The sequence below is a fragment of the Enterococcus sp. DIV2449a genome (assembly GCF_051711225.1).
Lineage (GTDB): Bacteria > Bacillota > Bacilli > Lactobacillales > Enterococcaceae > Enterococcus_D > Enterococcus_D casseliflavus.
In genome coordinates this window covers 250521-266117 of record NZ_JBIOME010000001.1, presented here as the reverse complement: position 1 = coordinate 266117, position 15597 = coordinate 250521, and the positions used below count along the sequence as shown (strand labels likewise).

The window sequence follows — 15597 nt, the reverse complement described above, 5'->3', positions numbered from 1 at the left end:
TAGATCCTCTTCGATGCGGGGCCAAATGTCTAGCCCGTTAGGCCTTAGAGCGTTTAGCGAAACATAAGATAACTGCTAGGTTCTTCCGCATTTTTCTTGATGGAGTGCAACGATCGCTCCCATAATTTAACCATTTTGGTTTGTTTCAAGACGCGAAAGATCGAAAGCCCTTGGTCGATTTTCAACAGTCCTTTTTCTTGATCGCCATAAATATACCAGTACCACCCTTGATAGCAAAGAAGATGCGTGCTGTTTAGCATGTCTCCGCGATCTGCCAATAATTCCTCTGCAATGGTCAACACCTCTTTTGCCCACTCCAGGCGGCGAAAATTGACAAACGTCGTAAAACAACTAAAAATCAAATTCATTTGAATTTCTCGCATCAAGGACAAGCCTTGCTCTTTTTTTGTGCGGGAAATAGCGATCTGCAGTAAGTGATAGGAGGTTTCGACAGGAAACAAGAATTGAAAATACCGAAACAGCAAAATCTCATAAACGCCCCAGTTGTCTACTTTCGTAAGGTAGGAAATGACGGGGCGAGTTTTGGTGCGTAGCTTTTCCATATAGTCACCAGAAGAGTGATTGGGTTTAAGACCTGAGAGATTGATTTCATGTATCTCCTTTGTGATCTCAAGGTACAGAAAAACAAAAGAATGCTGTTTGGAAGCGGCGATCAGTTCGCTGCGCATTTCCTCCAGCCCTTCTTTGCTTCGCTGGGCGTGGGCGTTACTCAAGAAAGCTTCTTTGTTGATCCCTAAAATTCGATCCAGTAAATCCATAAATTCGCTCGTCATATAGCTGGGGAAGCTCATCAGGTTGTCGTGACTTTTTATGCCTTTTTGCTGCGCACGTAAATAATAAAACTCCTCTACCGTAACATGGATATTTTCTAATAAGCGTTCCAATCGATGAATACTGATACTTGAAGCACCTTGCTCAAATTTACTGATAAACGAGCGACTGTTTTGTTCATCCGCCACTTGAGCGATCGTATAGCCGCGCTCTTTGCGCAATTGTCGGTACAGTTTTCCTTCTTCCATAACCATCCTCCTAGCGATCAGTCTGCAAACGCCAAACCAAACTTGCTTTACGAATGAAGCTCTGCCATTAAATGCTACTATTTTAGATTCAAATCTAGATTCAACCTTATAAAATGTTGAGGAACAAAATCTACGGTACCCTATTTACATGCCACTCTTTTAGCTGTTAGCCACTCGTGGCAGTAACCTCTGGTACGCTCCTGGTACATTTAAATTCCACTATAGTGGATTATTTTCTCTTCTTAGTATAAAGCATCCTATACTGATTTTACAACGTAGAACGTGAAAGGATGATTTCGATGAAAGAATATCAACAAAACAAAGGCTATCGTGCCTTAGTCAACGCCGCCTTACTCAGCGGCATCGGCATGAGTTTATTTAATATCGTCTTTGTAGTTTATGCCAGTACATTACCCTTTAATGCCCTTGCTGTTTCCTTAGCCTCCATGGCACTGTTAGTCCCTGATCTCTTACGGATCCTGACTGGCTATCTAGCCGATCGTACCAAAAACAAAGTGCAATGGATGATCAGCAGTCGACTATTACAAGGGGTCCTTTTTGTGGCACTCGCTTTTTTGATCCAACTGCCGCCTAGTTTATGGTCTTTCTTCCTTTTGCTAGGCATCAACATTGTATCTGATTGTTTGGGCGCTTATTGTTCTGGGTTGCAGCTGCCCTATGTTCGCCGTCTTGTGCCTGCTGACGCCTTAGACAGTGCCATGGGCTTTCAAATGGCGTGTCAAACCACCGTTCAAATCGTCTTTCAAGGGATCGGTGCTTGGGGGATCATTTTACTGAATAATAATTTTGCCGCTTTTGGTTTGATCAATGCCGTGACGTTTTTCTTAGCCGCCATCGTGATCTTCTGGAACCGCTCGCTCTTTTATGCGGTGCCAGGGAAAATCAATCAAGCACCAACACCACTCTTTCAGAATTTCTCGGAAACCTTTAAATTATTGACTGGTACAGCTTTTCTTAAAAAGATGATCCTCTTTGCCTTACTGATCAATACCTTAGCTGCTAGCACGAGCGGTCTACTAAATCTCCAGCTGTTGGATGACCTTGCGCTTTGGTTTGCCACTTATGGCAACACCGTTGCGATGGCAGGCATCGCCACTTCCATCGGCATGGTCGCTGGCGCCTTATTTGCTGCCGACTGGTTCAAGAATACTGGTCTGGTTCGCTTGATTGCGTATACCTCCTTCGTTTTATGTCTATTGACCTTGAATTTTCTCTTTCTGCATAACCGTTGGCTTATGATTGCGCTGCTCTTTGCTGAAGGCTATCTGATTGGGAAAATCAATCCCCGCTTTTCAGCACATCTGATTCGTGAGATCGATGAAGAACATCTCGCCATCAGCAGCGGGATCTTTTCCACCATTGTGATGCTAGGGGGACCCGTCGGTCAAATGGTCTTTTTAGGCATCGGCAATCGCTACCACGTTGCTTGGAGCTGGCTGCTTTACTTGCTTTTCGCATTTTTGGTAGCCATCGCCGCCTTAGTCGCTGCCAGTACGTTAGAAAAAACACCCACCACTGCTGCGCCTAAAACCGCTGCGGAAAGGACTGAAGATTGGCAAGAAACTGCCCCTGTTTTGCCTGAGAAAAAATAAAAACACAAGCTTTCGCTTTCTCTTTTTGGACAAGAGCAGCGAAGCTTGTGTTTTTTCTTATTCATAGGCAACGTGAACCAAATACAATCCTTCTGGATGAGCTGTGGGTCCTGCCGCATTTCGGTCTTTTTGCGCAATGATCGCAGGAATACTGTCAGGTGCGAGTCGTCCATTGCCGATTTTCAACAATGTGCCCACCATGATTCGGATCATCTTGTACAAAAATCCATCGCCGCGAAAGGTGAAAATCAACTCATCTCCAGCGTCATTGACCGCCATGGACGCTTCATGGATCGTCCGCGTTTTGTCATCGACGGAACTGCCCGTCGCGCAAAAACTGGTAAAGTCATGGGTGCCTAAAAAATCTGGCAACGCTCGTTGGATTTTTTCCAAATCTAGCGGATACGGATAATAGCTGGCATAATGACGGCGGAAAGGACTGCGAGGTTTCCCAATGTCCACTCGAAACTGGTAGGTTTTTTCAACGACTAAGTAGCGGGCATGGAAGGTATCGTCAACGATCTCCACCGATTTTACCGCAACATCTTCTGGCGTTTGGGTATCTAAACCAAAGCGCATTTTTTCCAGTGGGCGCTTTTGAGGGAAATCGAAGTGGATCACTTGCCCTTGCGCATGGACCCCCGCATCGGTGCGTCCAGAGCCATGAATCTGAATCGGCTGACCATTGTTCATCTTCGTTAATGTCTTTTCAATCTCTTCTTGAACCGTTCGTCCATTGGGTTGACGCTGAAATCCTTGAAAATTCGTGCCATCATAAGCGATCGTCGCTTTATAGCGGACCATTGAATCACCTGTTTCTTTCTATTTTTTCACAAAAAAGCCTATGAGAAAAGTCTGATCGGTCGACAGGCCTTTTCGAACCAGCCGCTGGGATCGCCAGCAGCCTCGTTGCTTCGTTAAGAACCTTTCGTGGATTGACTTCAATCATAGGTCTTCGATTATCCTCTTAAGAACACTAACGCTACTGTAAAGAGCGCAAAAACGATGACAACCAATGTGTCCCGTTGATGCCAGTGCAAAATCCGATACTTCGTACGCCCTTCGCCGCCTTGATAGCCTCTGGCTTCCATAGCGGTTGCTAGATCTTCCGCACGGTTAAAGCTGCTGACAAATAAAGGAATCAATAAAGGAACGATCGCCTTCATCTTCTGCAACAGTCCCCCTTCGCCGAAATCGACCCCGCGGGCACGCTGAGCATTCATGATTTTTTCTGTTTCATCCATCAAGGTTGGCACAAAGCGCAACGCAATCGACAGCATCAGTGAGATTTCATGGACAGGGAAACGGATCGCTTTTAAAGGACGCAAAATGTATTCGATCGCATCTGAAAGCTCTAATGGGGGCGTCGTTAACGTCAACAAGGTCGACATGAAAATGATCAAAACAAAACGGCAAAAAATAAAAATCCCGTTTTGGACACCAAATTCTGTGATGTTAAAGATCCACCAAGACCAGTAGACGTCGCCGCCGGTAGTAAATAAAATCTGTAACGCCACAGTAAATAAAATCAGCCAAATCAAAGGACGCACGCCTCGAATAAAGAAGCCAAAATCGATTTTTGAAAAGGAGATACAAAAGAGCGTAAAAGCACCCGCTAATAAATAGCTTTGCCAATTATTCGCCAAAAAGATAATCGCGATAAAATAAAAACTAGCAATCAATTTGACTCGTGGATCTAAACGGTGGATCAAGGAGTCCCCAGGAATAAAACGACCGAAAATCAGTTTATTCATCATGGGCAGTCGCCCCCTTTGCTACTAAAACATCTGCCAGCTCATCAGCTGTTAGCGGCAACTGCTCAAATGCCAATCCTCTGGCTTGTAGTTGCTCCGCAAATGCGGTTGCTGTCGGTACCCCCAACTGCTTTTCTTGCAGCCAGGCAGTGTCTTGAAACACAACAGACGGCGTGCCTGCTTTGACGAGACGGCCTTTTTCTAACACATAGACATAATCAGCATAGTTTGCCACATCATCCATCAAGTGGGTCACTAAAATGATCGTCATGTTCTTTTCCCGATGCAGGCGATCAAACATTTCCATCATCTCTTTGCGTCCTTGTGGATCTAAGCCAGCTGTCGGCTCGTCTAAGACCAAAACTTCTGGTTCCATAGCCAAGACCCCAGCAATCGCTACACGGCGCATTTGGCCCCCTGAAAGGTCAAAGGGTGAACGTTCCAGAAAACTTTCATCTAAACCTACCAATTGAATGTATTCTTGGGCTAAACCTTTGGCTGCTTCTTCGGAGACCCCAAAGTTTTTCGGTCCAAAAGCGATATCTCTCGCAACGGTTTCTTCAAATAATTGGGATTCAGGAAATTGAAAAACAATCCCGACTTTTTTACGTAACGGTTTTAGATTTTTGTTGTCTGTCTCGGGTTTGATGACTCGCTCACCGATCGTGACCGTGCCGGTCGTTGGTTTTAATAATGCATTCAAGTGCTGCAACAACGTAGATTTTCCGCTCCCTGTATGACCGACTAAGGCAGTATAAGAGCCTTCTTTGATCTCTAAATCAATATCGAACAAAACCCGTTGTTCAAACGGAGAATGCGGTTGGTAGGTGAATCCTACTTGTTCAAAACGGATGTCCATAGCCAATCCACCATCCCTTCTTCAGTTAAGTACGCTTGCGGTACCGTGACGCCCCGCTGTTTTAGTGCCGCCTTTAATTTTTCAGGAAATGGCAGATCTAAGCCTAGCTCAATCAGTTCTGGACCTGCAGAAAAAATCTCTGCGGGTGTCCCTTCGCGGACGAGCTCTCCTTGACGCATCACCAGCACCCGATTGGCGTTGGCTGCTTCATCGATATCATGGGTGATCGATAACACGGTCAAATTGTTTTTTTCTTTGATTTTTTTGATCGTTGCGATCACTTCTTCACGACCTTCTGGATCTAGCATACTAGTGGCTTCATCAAGAATGATGATATCTGGGCGCAATGCAACGACGCCCGCAATGGCTACCCGCTGTTTTTGACCACCAGAAAGACGCGCGGGTTCCCGGGTCGCAAACTCGCTCATCCGTACTTGTTCCAGAGCGTCTTTGACACGAACCAGCATTTCTTCACGTGGGATTCCTTGATTTTCCAAACCGAAAGCCACATCATCTTCCACCGTCGAACCAACGAATTGATTGTCAGGGTTTTGAAAGACCATACCGACCATTTTTCGAATATTCCAGATATTTTCTTCATTCAAAGGCAATTCGCCGACAGAAACACTGCCTTCTTGCGGCAAGATCAAGCCATTGATGGTTTTTGCTAAAGTTGATTTACCAGAGCCGTTATGGCCGATCAACGCCACCCATTCCCCTTTGTTGATGGAAAAGGATACGTTATTTAACGCGGCACGCTCTTCTTCGCTATAACGCACAGTAATAGCATTCAATTCAATGATTGGCTTCATGATAGACTCCTTCATTTGCGATTAATTCTTTCTAACACTACCAAAAAAGCGCACGTTTTTCAATGATTCACGCACGATTTGTCTCCAGATCTTTTTTTCACTTGCCATTACCTGTCTTGACAGGTAATCGAAAGTAAAAAAAAAGCACTTTATGATGAGTGCGTACACCTCGAAATACATCGAGGTGTAGGCGCTGAGCTAGACTCGGAAAGTTTCTTCCAACATCATAACACTCTTAGTAAACATCTATAAAGTGATGATAAGTGTGATTTTAAACAAGTTCTAGGATAACCATTGGTGCAGCATCTCCGCGTCTTGGTTCTGTTTTCAAGATACGAGTATATCCACCTTGGCGATCTGTGTAACGAGGAGCGATATCATTGAATAATTTTTGTAATGCTGATTCAATAACTACTTCTTCGTTTTCTTCACGTACACTTGCAACTTCATTACGAACGAATGCTGCTGCTTGACGACGTGCATGCAAATCACCACGTTTACCTAAAGTGATCATTTTTTCTGCAGTTGAACGAACTTCTTTCGCACGAGCTTCAGTCGTAACGATACGTTCGTTAATGAATAAATCAGTTGTCAAATCACGCAACATCGCTTTACGTTGGCTAGATGTGCGTCCTAGTTTACGATAACTCACGTGGTTTCCCTCCTTCACTTTCGAATGTTGTATCGGTCAGACGAACCGAACTAACGTAATCGAAAACGGTTTAATCGTCTTTACGTAGTCCTAAACCTAAATCATGTAATTTCACTTTGACCTCTTCAAGAGATTTGCGGCCTAAGTTTCTTACTTTGATCATTTCTGGTTCAGATTTGTTTGTCAATTCTTGTACAGTATTGATTCCTGCACGTTTTAGACAGTTGTATGAACGAACAGATAAGTCTAATTCTTCGATCGTCATTTCCAACATTTTTTCTTTTTGTGTTTCTTCTTTTTCAACCATGATTTCAGCGTTTTTCGCTTCATCCGTTAGGTTAACAAAGATGTCTAAATGTTCAGTCATGATCTTCGCAGACAAACTCATTGCTTCCAATGGTTCGATTGAGCCATCAGTCCATATTTCCATCGTTAATTTGTCGAAATCATCCCGACGACCGACACGTGTGTTTTCTACTTGGTAGTTGACACGACGTACTGGTGTATAGATTGAATCGACTGGAAGAACGCCGATCGGCATGTCTTCTTTTTTGTTTTCGTCCGCTTGAACGTAGCCGCGGCCAGGTTTCACTGTTAAGCGAGCATGGAACGTAGCACCTTCAGAAACGGTACAGATATACATATCTTTGTTAAGGATTTCTACATCACTATCAACGATGATATCGCCAGCAGTTACTGTAGCAGGTCCTGAAATATCAATTTCAAGGGTCTTTTCTTCATCCCCGTACATTTTCAATGCAAGACCTTTAATATTCAAGATGATTTGAGCAACGTCTTCCCGAACACCCTTAACAGTTGAGAATTCGTGTAAAACTCCATCGATTTGAATATTGGTGATTGCCGCACCAGGTAAAGAAGATAATAAAATACGACGTAGGGAATTTCCTAGTGTAGTTCCGTAGCCTCTTTCAAGAGGTTCCACGATGAACTTGCCATAATCTTTGTCTTCATCAATCTTTGCGATTCTTGGTTTTTCGAATTCAATCATTCTTATCTATTACCCCTTTCAAAACGAAAAGTGTCTTGTTCAATGACGTATTTGTTACACTCAAAATGAGCAGCACTCATTAAACACGACGGCGTTTTGGAGGGCGGCATCCATTATGAGGGACTGGAGTCACGTCACGGATCGCACTCACTTCCAAACCTGCTGCTTGTAATGAACGAATTGCTGCTTCACGTCCAGAACCAGGTCCTTTAACTGTTACTTCAACAGTTCTTAATCCGTGTTCCATTGCTGCTTTGGTAGCTGTTTCTGCTGCCATTTGAGCGGCAAAAGGAGTAGATTTTTTGCTTCCTTTGAAACCTAATGAACCAGCTGATGACCATGCTAATGCATTACCATGAGTATCAGTGATCATTACGATTGTATTATTGAATGTTGAGTGAATATGTGCAATACCCGCTTCAATATTCTTTTTCACACGGCGTTTACGACTCACTTTTTTTGCTGCCATGAAGTTTTAACCTCCTTCACTTAGGAATTATTTTTTCTTGCCTGCGACTGTTTTAGACGGGCCTTTACGAGTACGTGCATTGTTTTTCGTGTTTTGTCCACGAACTGGCAATCCACGGCGATGACGGATTCCACGGTAAGAACCGATTTCCATCAATCGTTTGATGTTTAAGTTCACTTCACGACGAAGGTCACCTTCAACTTTTAATTTATCAACTTCCGCACGGATAGCATCTGTTTGTTCATTCGTTAAATCACGAACGCGAACTTCTTCAGACACGCCAGCGTCAGCTAAAATTTGTTTTGCAGTCGTGTTACCAATACCATAGATATAAGTAAGTGAAACGACCACACGTTTATCACGAGGAATATCTACTCCTGCAATACGAGCCATATTTGTTACACCTCCGATTATCCTTGACGTTGTTTATGTTTTGGATTTGCTGGGCAAATCACCATAACGCGTCCTTTACGACGAATTACTTTACAATGTTCGCACATTGGTTTTACTGATGGTCTTACTTTCATGATAATACCTCCTGTGGTTTTACGGAGTACAATTATTTAAAGCGATAAGTAATGCGGCCACGGTTCAGATCATACGGGGATAATTCCACCGTCACTTTGTCTCCAGGTAAAATACGAATGTAGTGCATCCGGATCTTACCAGAAACGGTCGCTAGAACTTGGTGTCCGTTTTCCAATTCTACTTTAAACATTGCATTCGGCAAAGTTTCGACGACTGTACCTTCGACTTCAATCATATCTTCTTTTGCCACGCACAGTACCTCCTTGTACTTGTGATTTTCACACGATAAAATGGCGGAAACTCGGTTCCCACCTGATATTCTCAAACTATGCTCCTACTTAATAAAAAGTAGAAGTCGGACTGACATATTCTATCATATCCTGTCAAAGATTTCAAGAGAAAGTTTTAAGCTGCAAGTTGGACTCGGGCAATCTATGATTAGTCAATGATCTTTTGAACATCTTCGAATACAGCGTCGATGTCGCGATCCCCATCAATCGATTGCAATAACCCTTTGTCTTTGTAATAAGTCAAAATTGGTTCACTGCTTTTGATATTGACAGCTAGACGATTTTTGACCGTCTCAGGCTTATCATCTTCACGTTGGTAGAAGTCATGACTTCCACAACGATCACATGTTCCTTCCTCTTTTGGAGGATTGAACAATTTATGATAAGTTGCCCCACAATTGCGGCACATGAAGCGGCCGGCTAAACGTTCTACAAGAACTTCTTCAGGAACATGAATATCAATAACGGCATCAAGTTTTTTGTTAAGGTCAGCTAGCATCTCATCTAACGCTTTTGCTTGATCCAATGTACGAGGAAAACCATCTAATAAGAAACCTTTCTCGGTATCAGGTTCAGCTAAACGTTCTTTAACGATCCCATTTGTAACCTCATCAGGAACTAATGCGCCTTGATCCATGTATGATTTTGCTTTAAGGCCTAGTTCTGTTTCGTTCGCCATCGCAGCCCGAAACATATCGCCTGTTGAAATATGAGGAAGACCGTATTCAGCAACGATACGTTCTGCCTGAGTACCTTTTCCAGCACCAGGTAATCCCATTAAAATGAAGTTCATTCTAATTCCTCCTGTAAGTTTTTGAATAGTGTTGAGGAAACCCTCAACACTTCAATAACTTTAATTGATGAAACCAGTATATTTCCGTTTCAGCATAAGCCCTTCTAACTGCTTGGCAGTATCAAGTGCCACACCGATAATGATCAATAGACTCGTTCCACCTAGACCGATCGATTGCGGTAGATTCCAAGCCATCTGAGCGATGATTGGAAGTAAAGCAACCAATCCTAAAAAGATCGATCCAACCGTGCTTAATCGCATCAACAAACGTGATACATATTCTTCGGTTCCTTTACCAGGACGCACACTCGGAATGTAACTTCCTTGTTTTTGCAAGTTTTCCGCTAATTTCTCAGGGTTCACTTGAACAAATGCGTAGAAGAAAGTAAACGCAACGATCAAGACAGTATAGATGATCGCACCCGGTACAGTGTTGTAACTAAAGATCGTTTGCACCACTTCGTACCAAGTTTCTCCTCTATATGAACTACCTAATGCTTGAATGATCGCATTTGGTGTTGTAATAAAAGAACTGGCAAAGATAACTGGGATAACCCCGGCAGCATTTACTTTCAAAGGAAGGTAACTGCTGGTAGGCGCTCCTGCTACCCGTTTTGTATATTGGATCGGAATCTTGCGTTCTGCTTGTTGAACATACGTTACTAAAGTAATGACGATCAACACAGCGATCACAAGCAGCGCCATAAAGATAGCATTTAGCCAGATATCCGATTGATCCACGTTAATGAAGTAATCTTCAATCAATTCTTTGATGCTTGCTGGTAAGCGTGAAATGATCCCTGCAAAGATGATCATTGACACACCGTTTCCGATACCACGCTCGGTGATCTGCTCTCCTAACCAAGTGACTAACATCGTTCCGGCTGTTAAAATCAGACCGATCACGATATAGGTTGCCATATTAGGATTGTTTACAAACCCGAGTTGAGTGTAATAGTTAAATCCAGCCGTTAATGTCATGGATTGGACAAAGCCCAATACCAACGTCAAGTAACGTGTTGCCTGATTTAGTTTCTTACGACCCACTTCACCTTGTTTCGACCATTCAACAAATTTAGGGACGATATCCATCTGCAACAACTGAATAACAATTGAGGCAGTGATGTAAGGCGAAACCCCCATCGAGAAAATCGAAAATTGTTGCATGGCGCCACCACTTACCAAGTTTAACATGTTTAAAAATGGTAGATCCGCGATGGTATTTAGGCGACTTGCGTCTACGCCTGGCACAGTAATATGTGTTCCCAGACGAAAGACAAACAAGATTAAGACGGTGAACAATATTCTGGATCTAATATCCTTAACCTTAAAGGCATCCTTCAATAGTCTGATCATTAGATCACCTCGATTGATCCACCAGCAGCAACGATTGCTTCTTCAGCTGCTTTTGAGAATTTAGCTGCTTTCACAGTCAATTTCTTCGTTAATTCTCCGTTAGCTAATACTTTGATTCCAGCTTTTTCGTCTTTAACGATTCCAGCTTCGTGTAAAGCAACAGGTGTTACTTCAGCACCGTCTTCAAAGCGGTTCAAGACATCAAGATTGATGACTGCATATTCTTTGCGGTTCACATTTGTAAAGCCACGTTTTGGTAAACGACGGAACAATGGTGTTTGTCCACCTTCGAATCCTAGACGTACTCCGCCGCCTGAACGAGCTTTTTGACCTTTTTGTCCACGTCCAGCTGTTTTACCGTTACCAGATGAAGTTCCTCGACCGACACGGTTACGTACTTGGCGTGAGCCTTCTGATGGTTTTAATTCATGAAGTTTCATAGGTTTGGCACCTCCTTAATCAAACTAGATCTGCTGATCCTTAGACCTCTTCAACGTCCACTAAGTGAGAAACAGTGTTAACCATGCCTTTGATTGCATCATTAGCAGGTTTTACAACTGTTGAATTCAACTTTGTAAGACCTAACGCTTTTACAGTATCACGTTGGTTTTGGGGACGTCCGATAATACTGCGTTTTAAAGTAATTTTCAATTCAGCCATTATAGTGTCCTCCTTAACCGATTAATTCTTCTACTGATTTGCCGCGAAGTGCTGCCACTTCTTCAGCGCGTTTTAATTGTTTTAAACCTTCAACTGTTGCGCGAACAACGTTGATTGGTGTGTTAGAACCTAAAGATTTAGATGTGATATCAGCTACCCCAGCTAATTCCAATACGGCACGAACTGGTCCACCAGCAGCTACCCCAGAACCTTCTACAGCAGGTTTCATAAGGATGCGTCCGCCGCCGAATACACCGATAACTTCGTGAGGGATTGTAGAACCAACCATTGGTACTTCCACCAAGTTTTTCTTCGCGTCTTCGATTGCTTTACGGATTGCTTCTGGTACTTCTTGTGCTTTACCAGTACCGAAACCTACGTGTCCGTTTTTGTCACCGACAACAACTAATGCAGCAAAACGTAGACGACGTCCACCTTTAACAACTTTAGTTACACGGTTGATCGCAACAACGCGGTCTTCTAATTCCAAATGTTTTGGATCAATATAAACCATGAATGGTGTTCCTCCTTCTCTTAAAATTCCAGTCCATTTTCGCGAGCTGCTTCAGCTAAAGCTGCTACACGGCCATGGTAAAGGTATCCACCACGGTCAAAGACTACTACTTTAATACCTTTTGCTGCTGCACGTTCTGCGACTAATTTACCGACAGCTTGTGCTTGTTCAGTTTTTGTTGCACCTGAAACTTCTTTGTCTAAGGCAGAGGCACTTGCTAGCGTCACACCCGCTACGTCATCAATTACTTGTGCGTAGATGTTTTTGTTCGAACGGAACACGTTTAAGCGTGGGCACTCAGCAGTACCAGAGATTTTGTTACGTACACGACGATGTCTTTTCTGACGTGTCTTGTTTTTATCTGGTTTTGTAATCACAATTTGTCACCTCTTTTAATTTTGCTAGCCTAAGCTGCTAGTCGTAAAGAATTACGACTATTTACCAGTTTTACCTTCTTTACGGCGTACAAATTCGCCAACATAACGAATTCCTTTGCCTTTATAAGGTTCTGGAGGACGAACGCCACGGATATTGGCAGCCAATTCGCCAACGACTTCTTTATCTGATCCTTTAACGATCACAGAAGTGTTTGAAGGAACTTCGATTTCGATTCCAGCTGGCGCTTCGATTTCAACTGGATGAGAGTAACCAACGTTCAATACAAGTTTTTTCCCTTGTAATTGAGCACGGTACCCAACCCCGATTAATTCTAACGCTTTTTGGAAACCTTCAGAAACACCAACAACCATGTTGTTGAAGTTTGCACGGGTAGTTCCGTGGATAGTTTTCATTTCTTTACTATCATTTGGACGAGTGAATGTTACTTCGTTTCCTTCGATATTCATTGTGATATCAGAAGAGAAAGTACGTGTTAATTCACCTTTAGGTCCTTTAACTGTAATGTCGTTTCCGTTTTGCTTGATTTCAACACCAGCAGGAAGAACGACGATCTTATTACCGATACGACTCACTTAGAGGCACCTCCTTGTGGAATATTTTAAATTACCATACATAAGCGACTACTTCGCCGCCAACATTTTTTGCTCTAGCTTCTTTGTCAGTGATTACACCGTCAGAAGTTGAGATAATCGCGATTCCTAGACCATTCAATACTTTTGGTACTTCGTCAGCTTTGACATAAGCACGCAAGCCTGGTTTAGAGATACGTTTTAAGTTTGTGATAACACGTTCACCGTTTTTACCGTATTTAAGAAATACGCGGATCACGCCTTGTTTGTCATCTTCAATGTATTCAACATCGCGGACGAAACCTTCACGTTTCAAGATTTCAGCGATATCACGTTTGATTTTTGAAGCAGGTACTTCTAGGCTTTCGTGTTTAACCATGTTTGCGTTACGCACGCGCGTTAGAAAATCTGCAATTGGATCTGTCATGACCATGGGATAATTTACCTCCTTTATGCGAGTATAGTTTACCAGCTAGCTTTCTTCACGCCGGGAATTTGTCCTTTATAGGCAAGTTCGCGGAAGCAAATACGGCAAAGATGAAATTTACGATAAACTGAATGTGGACGTCCGCAACGTTCACAACGAGTGTATTCTTGCGTTGAGAATTTAGCAGGGCGTTTGTTTTTAGCAATCATTGATTTTTTAGCCACGTAGTTCGCCTCCTTTTTTTATTTTTGGAATGGCATGCCTAATTGTGTCAACAATTCACGAGATTCTTCATCTGTGTTTGCTGTTGTTACAATCACGATATCCATACCACGTACTTTGTCGATCAAATCATAATCTACTTCAGGGAAAATCAATTGTTCTTTGATACCTAAAGTGTAGTTTCCGCGTCCGTCGAACGCTTTTTTGCTCACACCGTGGAAGTCACGGACACGTGGCAATGACACACTTACTAGTTTATCTAAGAATTCATACATTCTTTCGCCGCGTAGTGTTACTTTCGCACCGATTGGCATTCCTTCACGTAAACGGAATCCTGCGATAGATTTTTTCGCTTTTGTGATCAATGGTTTTTGACCTGAGATCAATTGTAATTCTTCAACAGCTTTGTCTAAGTTTTTAGCATTAGAAACAGCGTCACCGACACCCATGTTGATAACGATTTTATCAACTTTTGGTGCTTCCATGATTGAGCTGTAGTTAAATTTGTCCATTAATGATGGGACAACTTCTTTTGAATATTTTTCTTTAAGGCGGTTCATCTGTTAGCCCCTCCTTCCTTCATCAGATTATTTATCAAGAACTTCTCCGGTTTTCTTAGAAACGCGGACTTTTTTGCCGTCAACTTCTTTGTAACCGACACGCGTAGCTTCACCGTTCGATGGATCAACCACCATCACGTTAGAAACATGAATTGGTGCTTCCATTTCAACGATTCCGCCTTGAGGAGCAGTTTGAGAAGGTTTTTGGTGTTTTTTGACAACATTGACACCTTCAACAACGACTTTGTCTTTTTTAGGAAACGCTGCTAGCACAACGCCTTCTTTGTTTTTGTCTTTACCAGTGATAACTTTAACTTTATCGCCTTTTTTAACAAACATGTTTGTTTCGCACCTCCTTTAGATAAGAATCACTATTACAATACTTCTGGTGCTAGGGAAACGATCTTCATAAAGTTGCCTTCACGCAATTCGCGGGCAACTGGGCCAAAGATACGAGTTCCACGAGGGCTCTTATCGTCACGGATAATAACCGCAGCATTTTCATCGAATTTGATGTATGAACCGTCTGTACGACGAGCTCCTGATTTAGTACGAACGATAACGGCTTTAACGACGTCACCTTTTTTGACAACCCCACCTGGCGTTGCTTGTTTAACCGTAGCAACAATCACGTCACCAATATTGGCAGTTTTACGACCAGATCCGCCAAGGACTTTGATCGTTAGAATTTCACGGGCACCTGAGTTGTCCGCCACTCTTAATCGGCTTTCTGCTTGGATCACGATGTGTATCCTCCTTTCAGATTTTGCAATTCACAATCTATATAGGAAAATCTCGTGTGATTAGATAATCACTGCCTTTTCAACAATCTCTACTAGACGGAAACGTTTCGTAGCTGATAATGGACGAGTTTCCATAATTTTCACGATATCGCCAACTTTTGCTTCGTTGTTTTCATCGTGTGCTTTGTATTTCTTAGAATAGTTCAGACGTTTGCCGTAGATAGGGTGGTTTTTCTTTGTTTCAACGACAACAGTGATAGTTTTATCCATTTTGTCTGATACCACGCGACCTTGGTAAACTTTGCGTTGATTTCTTTCTTCAGTCATA

Annotated in this window: 25 protein-coding genes; 1 reads left to right on the top strand and 24 read right to left on the bottom strand. The window is 42.8% G+C overall.

What is annotated here, in order from left to right; genetic code table 11:
• Positions 1-53: 53 nt before the first annotated feature.
• Positions 54-1040 carry an Rgg/GadR/MutR family transcriptional regulator gene (locus IGI76_RS01335; RefSeq protein WP_194185208.1) on the bottom strand — a complete coding sequence of 329 codons (987 nt, stop codon included), beginning with the start codon at positions 1038-1040 and terminating at the stop codon, positions 54-56.
• Between the two features lie 299 nt (positions 1041-1339).
• Here IGI76_RS01335 and IGI76_RS01330 point away from each other — a divergent pair, with 299 nt between their 5' ends.
• On the top strand, positions 1340-2653 hold the full coding sequence (locus IGI76_RS01330) for an MFS transporter (RefSeq protein ID WP_194185209.1): 1314 nt from the start codon (positions 1340-1342) through the stop codon (positions 2651-2653).
• Between the two features lie 57 nt (positions 2654-2710).
• Here the strand turns inward: IGI76_RS01330 and truA are convergent, their stop codons facing one another.
• From truA to rpsQ, 23 genes are all read right to left on the bottom strand, one after another.
• Complete coding sequence (gene truA / locus IGI76_RS01325; protein ID WP_010748617.1) at positions 2711-3457, bottom strand: tRNA pseudouridine(38-40) synthase TruA; 747 nt, start codon at positions 3455-3457, stop codon at positions 2711-2713.
• Positions 3458-3612: 155 nt separating this feature from the next.
• Positions 3613-4410: an energy-coupling factor transporter transmembrane component T family protein gene (locus tag IGI76_RS01320; RefSeq protein WP_005227113.1), complete on the bottom strand. Its 798-nt coding sequence runs from the start codon at positions 4408-4410 to the stop codon at positions 3613-3615.
• A complete protein-coding gene (locus IGI76_RS01315) occupies positions 4400-5266 on the bottom strand; it encodes an energy-coupling factor ABC transporter ATP-binding protein (RefSeq protein ID WP_005232516.1) in 867 nt (288 codons plus the stop codon). Before IGI76_RS01315 ends, IGI76_RS01320 begins: the two co-directional genes overlap by 11 nt.
• Positions 5242-6078, bottom strand: coding sequence for an energy-coupling factor ABC transporter ATP-binding protein (locus IGI76_RS01310; protein ID WP_005227109.1), 837 nt, complete (start codon positions 6076-6078; stop codon positions 5242-5244). The genes IGI76_RS01315 and IGI76_RS01310 overlap by 25 nt, the downstream gene beginning before the upstream one ends.
• A 271-nt stretch (positions 6079-6349) precedes the next feature.
• Positions 6350-6730: a 50S ribosomal protein L17 gene (rplQ, locus tag IGI76_RS01305; RefSeq protein ID WP_003128038.1), complete on the bottom strand. Its 381-nt coding sequence runs from the start codon at positions 6728-6730 to the stop codon at positions 6350-6352.
• A 70-nt stretch (positions 6731-6800) separates the two neighbouring features.
• Positions 6801-7739: a DNA-directed RNA polymerase subunit alpha gene (locus IGI76_RS01300; protein WP_008376367.1), complete on the bottom strand. Its 939-nt coding sequence runs from the start codon at positions 7737-7739 to the stop codon at positions 6801-6803.
• A 79-nt stretch (positions 7740-7818) separates the two neighbouring features.
• Positions 7819-8208 carry a 30S ribosomal protein S11 gene (rpsK, locus tag IGI76_RS01295; RefSeq protein WP_005227104.1) on the bottom strand — a complete coding sequence of 130 codons (390 nt, stop codon included), beginning with the start codon at positions 8206-8208 and terminating at the stop codon, positions 7819-7821.
• Between the two features lie 27 nt (positions 8209-8235).
• Positions 8236-8601, bottom strand: coding sequence for a 30S ribosomal protein S13 (rpsM, locus tag IGI76_RS01290; RefSeq protein ID WP_005227102.1), 366 nt, complete (start codon positions 8599-8601; stop codon positions 8236-8238).
• Positions 8602-8618: 17 nt separating this feature from the next.
• Positions 8619-8735: a 50S ribosomal protein L36 gene (gene rpmJ, locus IGI76_RS01285; RefSeq protein ID WP_002288710.1), complete on the bottom strand. Its 117-nt coding sequence runs from the start codon at positions 8733-8735 to the stop codon at positions 8619-8621.
• A gap of 32 nt (positions 8736-8767) precedes the next feature.
• Complete coding sequence (gene infA, locus IGI76_RS01280; protein WP_002288695.1) at positions 8768-8986, bottom strand: translation initiation factor IF-1; 219 nt, start codon at positions 8984-8986, stop codon at positions 8768-8770.
• Positions 8987-9174: 188 nt separating this feature from the next.
• Positions 9175-9819: an adenylate kinase gene (locus IGI76_RS01275; protein ID WP_005227100.1), complete on the bottom strand. Its 645-nt coding sequence runs from the start codon at positions 9817-9819 to the stop codon at positions 9175-9177.
• Between the two features lie 60 nt (positions 9820-9879).
• The gene (gene secY, locus IGI76_RS01270; RefSeq protein ID WP_005227099.1) at positions 9880-11175 is read right to left on the bottom strand and encodes a preprotein translocase subunit SecY; all 1296 of its coding nucleotides are present in this window, start codon (positions 11173-11175) and stop codon (positions 9880-9882) included.
• The gene (gene rplO / locus IGI76_RS01265) at positions 11175-11615 is read right to left on the bottom strand and encodes a 50S ribosomal protein L15 (protein ID WP_003128016.1); all 441 of its coding nucleotides are present in this window, start codon (positions 11613-11615) and stop codon (positions 11175-11177) included. The genes secY and rplO overlap by 1 nt, the downstream gene beginning before the upstream one ends.
• A 40-nt stretch (positions 11616-11655) precedes the next feature.
• Entirely contained in the window at positions 11656-11835 is a 180-nt protein-coding gene (rpmD, locus tag IGI76_RS01260; RefSeq protein ID WP_003128015.1) for a 50S ribosomal protein L30, read from the bottom strand.
• A gap of 13 nt (positions 11836-11848) precedes the next feature.
• Positions 11849-12349: a 30S ribosomal protein S5 gene (rpsE, locus tag IGI76_RS01255; RefSeq protein WP_003128014.1), complete on the bottom strand. Its 501-nt coding sequence runs from the start codon at positions 12347-12349 to the stop codon at positions 11849-11851.
• 20 nt (positions 12350-12369) lie between these two features.
• Complete coding sequence (gene rplR / locus IGI76_RS01250; RefSeq protein WP_005227097.1) at positions 12370-12726, bottom strand: 50S ribosomal protein L18; 357 nt, start codon at positions 12724-12726, stop codon at positions 12370-12372.
• A gap of 57 nt (positions 12727-12783) precedes the next feature.
• Positions 12784-13320, bottom strand: a complete 537-nt coding sequence (gene rplF / locus IGI76_RS01245) for a 50S ribosomal protein L6 (RefSeq protein WP_005227095.1) — start codon at positions 13318-13320, stop codon at positions 12784-12786.
• A 31-nt stretch (positions 13321-13351) separates the two neighbouring features.
• Positions 13352-13750: a 30S ribosomal protein S8 gene (rpsH, locus tag IGI76_RS01240; RefSeq protein ID WP_005227093.1), complete on the bottom strand. Its 399-nt coding sequence runs from the start codon at positions 13748-13750 to the stop codon at positions 13352-13354.
• A 32-nt stretch (positions 13751-13782) separates the two neighbouring features.
• Positions 13783-13968, bottom strand: coding sequence for a type Z 30S ribosomal protein S14 (locus IGI76_RS01235; RefSeq protein WP_003128010.1), 186 nt, complete (start codon positions 13966-13968; stop codon positions 13783-13785).
• 18 nt (positions 13969-13986) lie between these two features.
• Complete coding sequence (rplE, locus tag IGI76_RS01230) at positions 13987-14526, bottom strand: 50S ribosomal protein L5 (RefSeq protein ID WP_005227088.1); 540 nt, start codon at positions 14524-14526, stop codon at positions 13987-13989.
• A gap of 27 nt (positions 14527-14553) precedes the next feature.
• Positions 14554-14865 carry a 50S ribosomal protein L24 gene (rplX, locus tag IGI76_RS01225; protein WP_003128007.1) on the bottom strand — a complete coding sequence of 104 codons (312 nt, stop codon included), beginning with the start codon at positions 14863-14865 and terminating at the stop codon, positions 14554-14556.
• 35 nt (positions 14866-14900) lie between these two features.
• Positions 14901-15269 carry a 50S ribosomal protein L14 gene (gene rplN / locus IGI76_RS01220; RefSeq protein WP_003128006.1) on the bottom strand — a complete coding sequence of 123 codons (369 nt, stop codon included), beginning with the start codon at positions 15267-15269 and terminating at the stop codon, positions 14901-14903.
• A gap of 60 nt (positions 15270-15329) precedes the next feature.
• Complete coding sequence (rpsQ, locus tag IGI76_RS01215; RefSeq protein WP_003128005.1) at positions 15330-15596, bottom strand: 30S ribosomal protein S17; 267 nt, start codon at positions 15594-15596, stop codon at positions 15330-15332.
• Position 15597: the final 1 nt, after the last annotated feature.

Excerpts from the sequence above, each read along its gene's own strand:
- rpsK (WP_005227104.1), bottom strand. The coding sequence starts at position 8,208 with ATGGCAGCAAAAAAAGTGAGTCGTAAACGCCGTGTGAAAAAGAATATT.
- rplX (WP_003128007.1), bottom strand. The coding sequence starts at position 14,865 with ATGTTTGTTAAAAAAGGCGATAAAGTTAAAGTTATCACTGGTAAAGAC.
- IGI76_RS01335 (WP_194185208.1), bottom strand. The coding sequence starts at position 1,040 with ATGGAAGAAGGAAAACTGTACCGACAATTGCGCAAAGAGCGCGGCTAT.
- IGI76_RS01300 (WP_008376367.1), bottom strand. The coding sequence starts at position 7,739 with ATGATTGAATTCGAAAAACCAAGAATCGCAAAGATTGATGAAGACAAA.
- IGI76_RS01310 (WP_005227109.1), bottom strand. The coding sequence starts at position 6,078 with ATGAAGCCAATCATTGAATTGAATGCTATTACTGTGCGTTATAGCGAA.
- IGI76_RS01330 (WP_194185209.1), top strand. The coding sequence starts at position 1,340 with ATGAAAGAATATCAACAAAACAAAGGCTATCGTGCCTTAGTCAACGCC.
- IGI76_RS01320 (WP_005227113.1), bottom strand. The coding sequence starts at position 4,410 with ATGATGAATAAACTGATTTTCGGTCGTTTTATTCCTGGGGACTCCTTG.
- secY (WP_005227099.1), bottom strand. The coding sequence starts at position 11,175 with ATGATCAGACTATTGAAGGATGCCTTTAAGGTTAAGGATATTAGATCC.
- rpmJ (WP_002288710.1), bottom strand. The coding sequence starts at position 8,735 with ATGAAAGTAAGACCATCAGTAAAACCAATGTGCGAACATTGTAAAGTA.
- IGI76_RS01315 (WP_005232516.1), bottom strand. The coding sequence starts at position 5,266 with ATGGACATCCGTTTTGAACAAGTAGGATTCACCTACCAACCGCATTCT.
- rpsQ (WP_003128005.1), bottom strand. The coding sequence starts at position 15,596 with ATGACTGAAGAAAGAAATCAACGCAAAGTTTACCAAGGTCGCGTGGTA.
- IGI76_RS01275 (WP_005227100.1), bottom strand. The coding sequence starts at position 9,819 with ATGAACTTCATTTTAATGGGATTACCTGGTGCTGGAAAAGGTACTCAG.
- rpsH (WP_005227093.1), bottom strand. The coding sequence starts at position 13,750 with ATGGTCATGACAGATCCAATTGCAGATTTTCTAACGCGCGTGCGTAAC.
- rpsM (WP_005227102.1), bottom strand. The coding sequence starts at position 8,601 with ATGGCTCGTATTGCAGGAGTAGATATTCCTCGTGATAAACGTGTGGTC.
- truA (WP_010748617.1), bottom strand. The coding sequence starts at position 3,457 with ATGGTCCGCTATAAAGCGACGATCGCTTATGATGGCACGAATTTTCAA.
- rpsE (WP_003128014.1), bottom strand. The coding sequence starts at position 12,349 with ATGGTTTATATTGATCCAAAACATTTGGAATTAGAAGACCGCGTTGTT.
- rpmD (WP_003128015.1), bottom strand. The coding sequence starts at position 11,835 with ATGGCTGAATTGAAAATTACTTTAAAACGCAGTATTATCGGACGTCCC.
- rplE (WP_005227088.1), bottom strand. The coding sequence starts at position 14,526 with ATGAACCGCCTTAAAGAAAAATATTCAAAAGAAGTTGTCCCATCATTA.
- rplO (WP_003128016.1), bottom strand. The coding sequence starts at position 11,615 with ATGAAACTTCATGAATTAAAACCATCAGAAGGCTCACGCCAAGTACGT.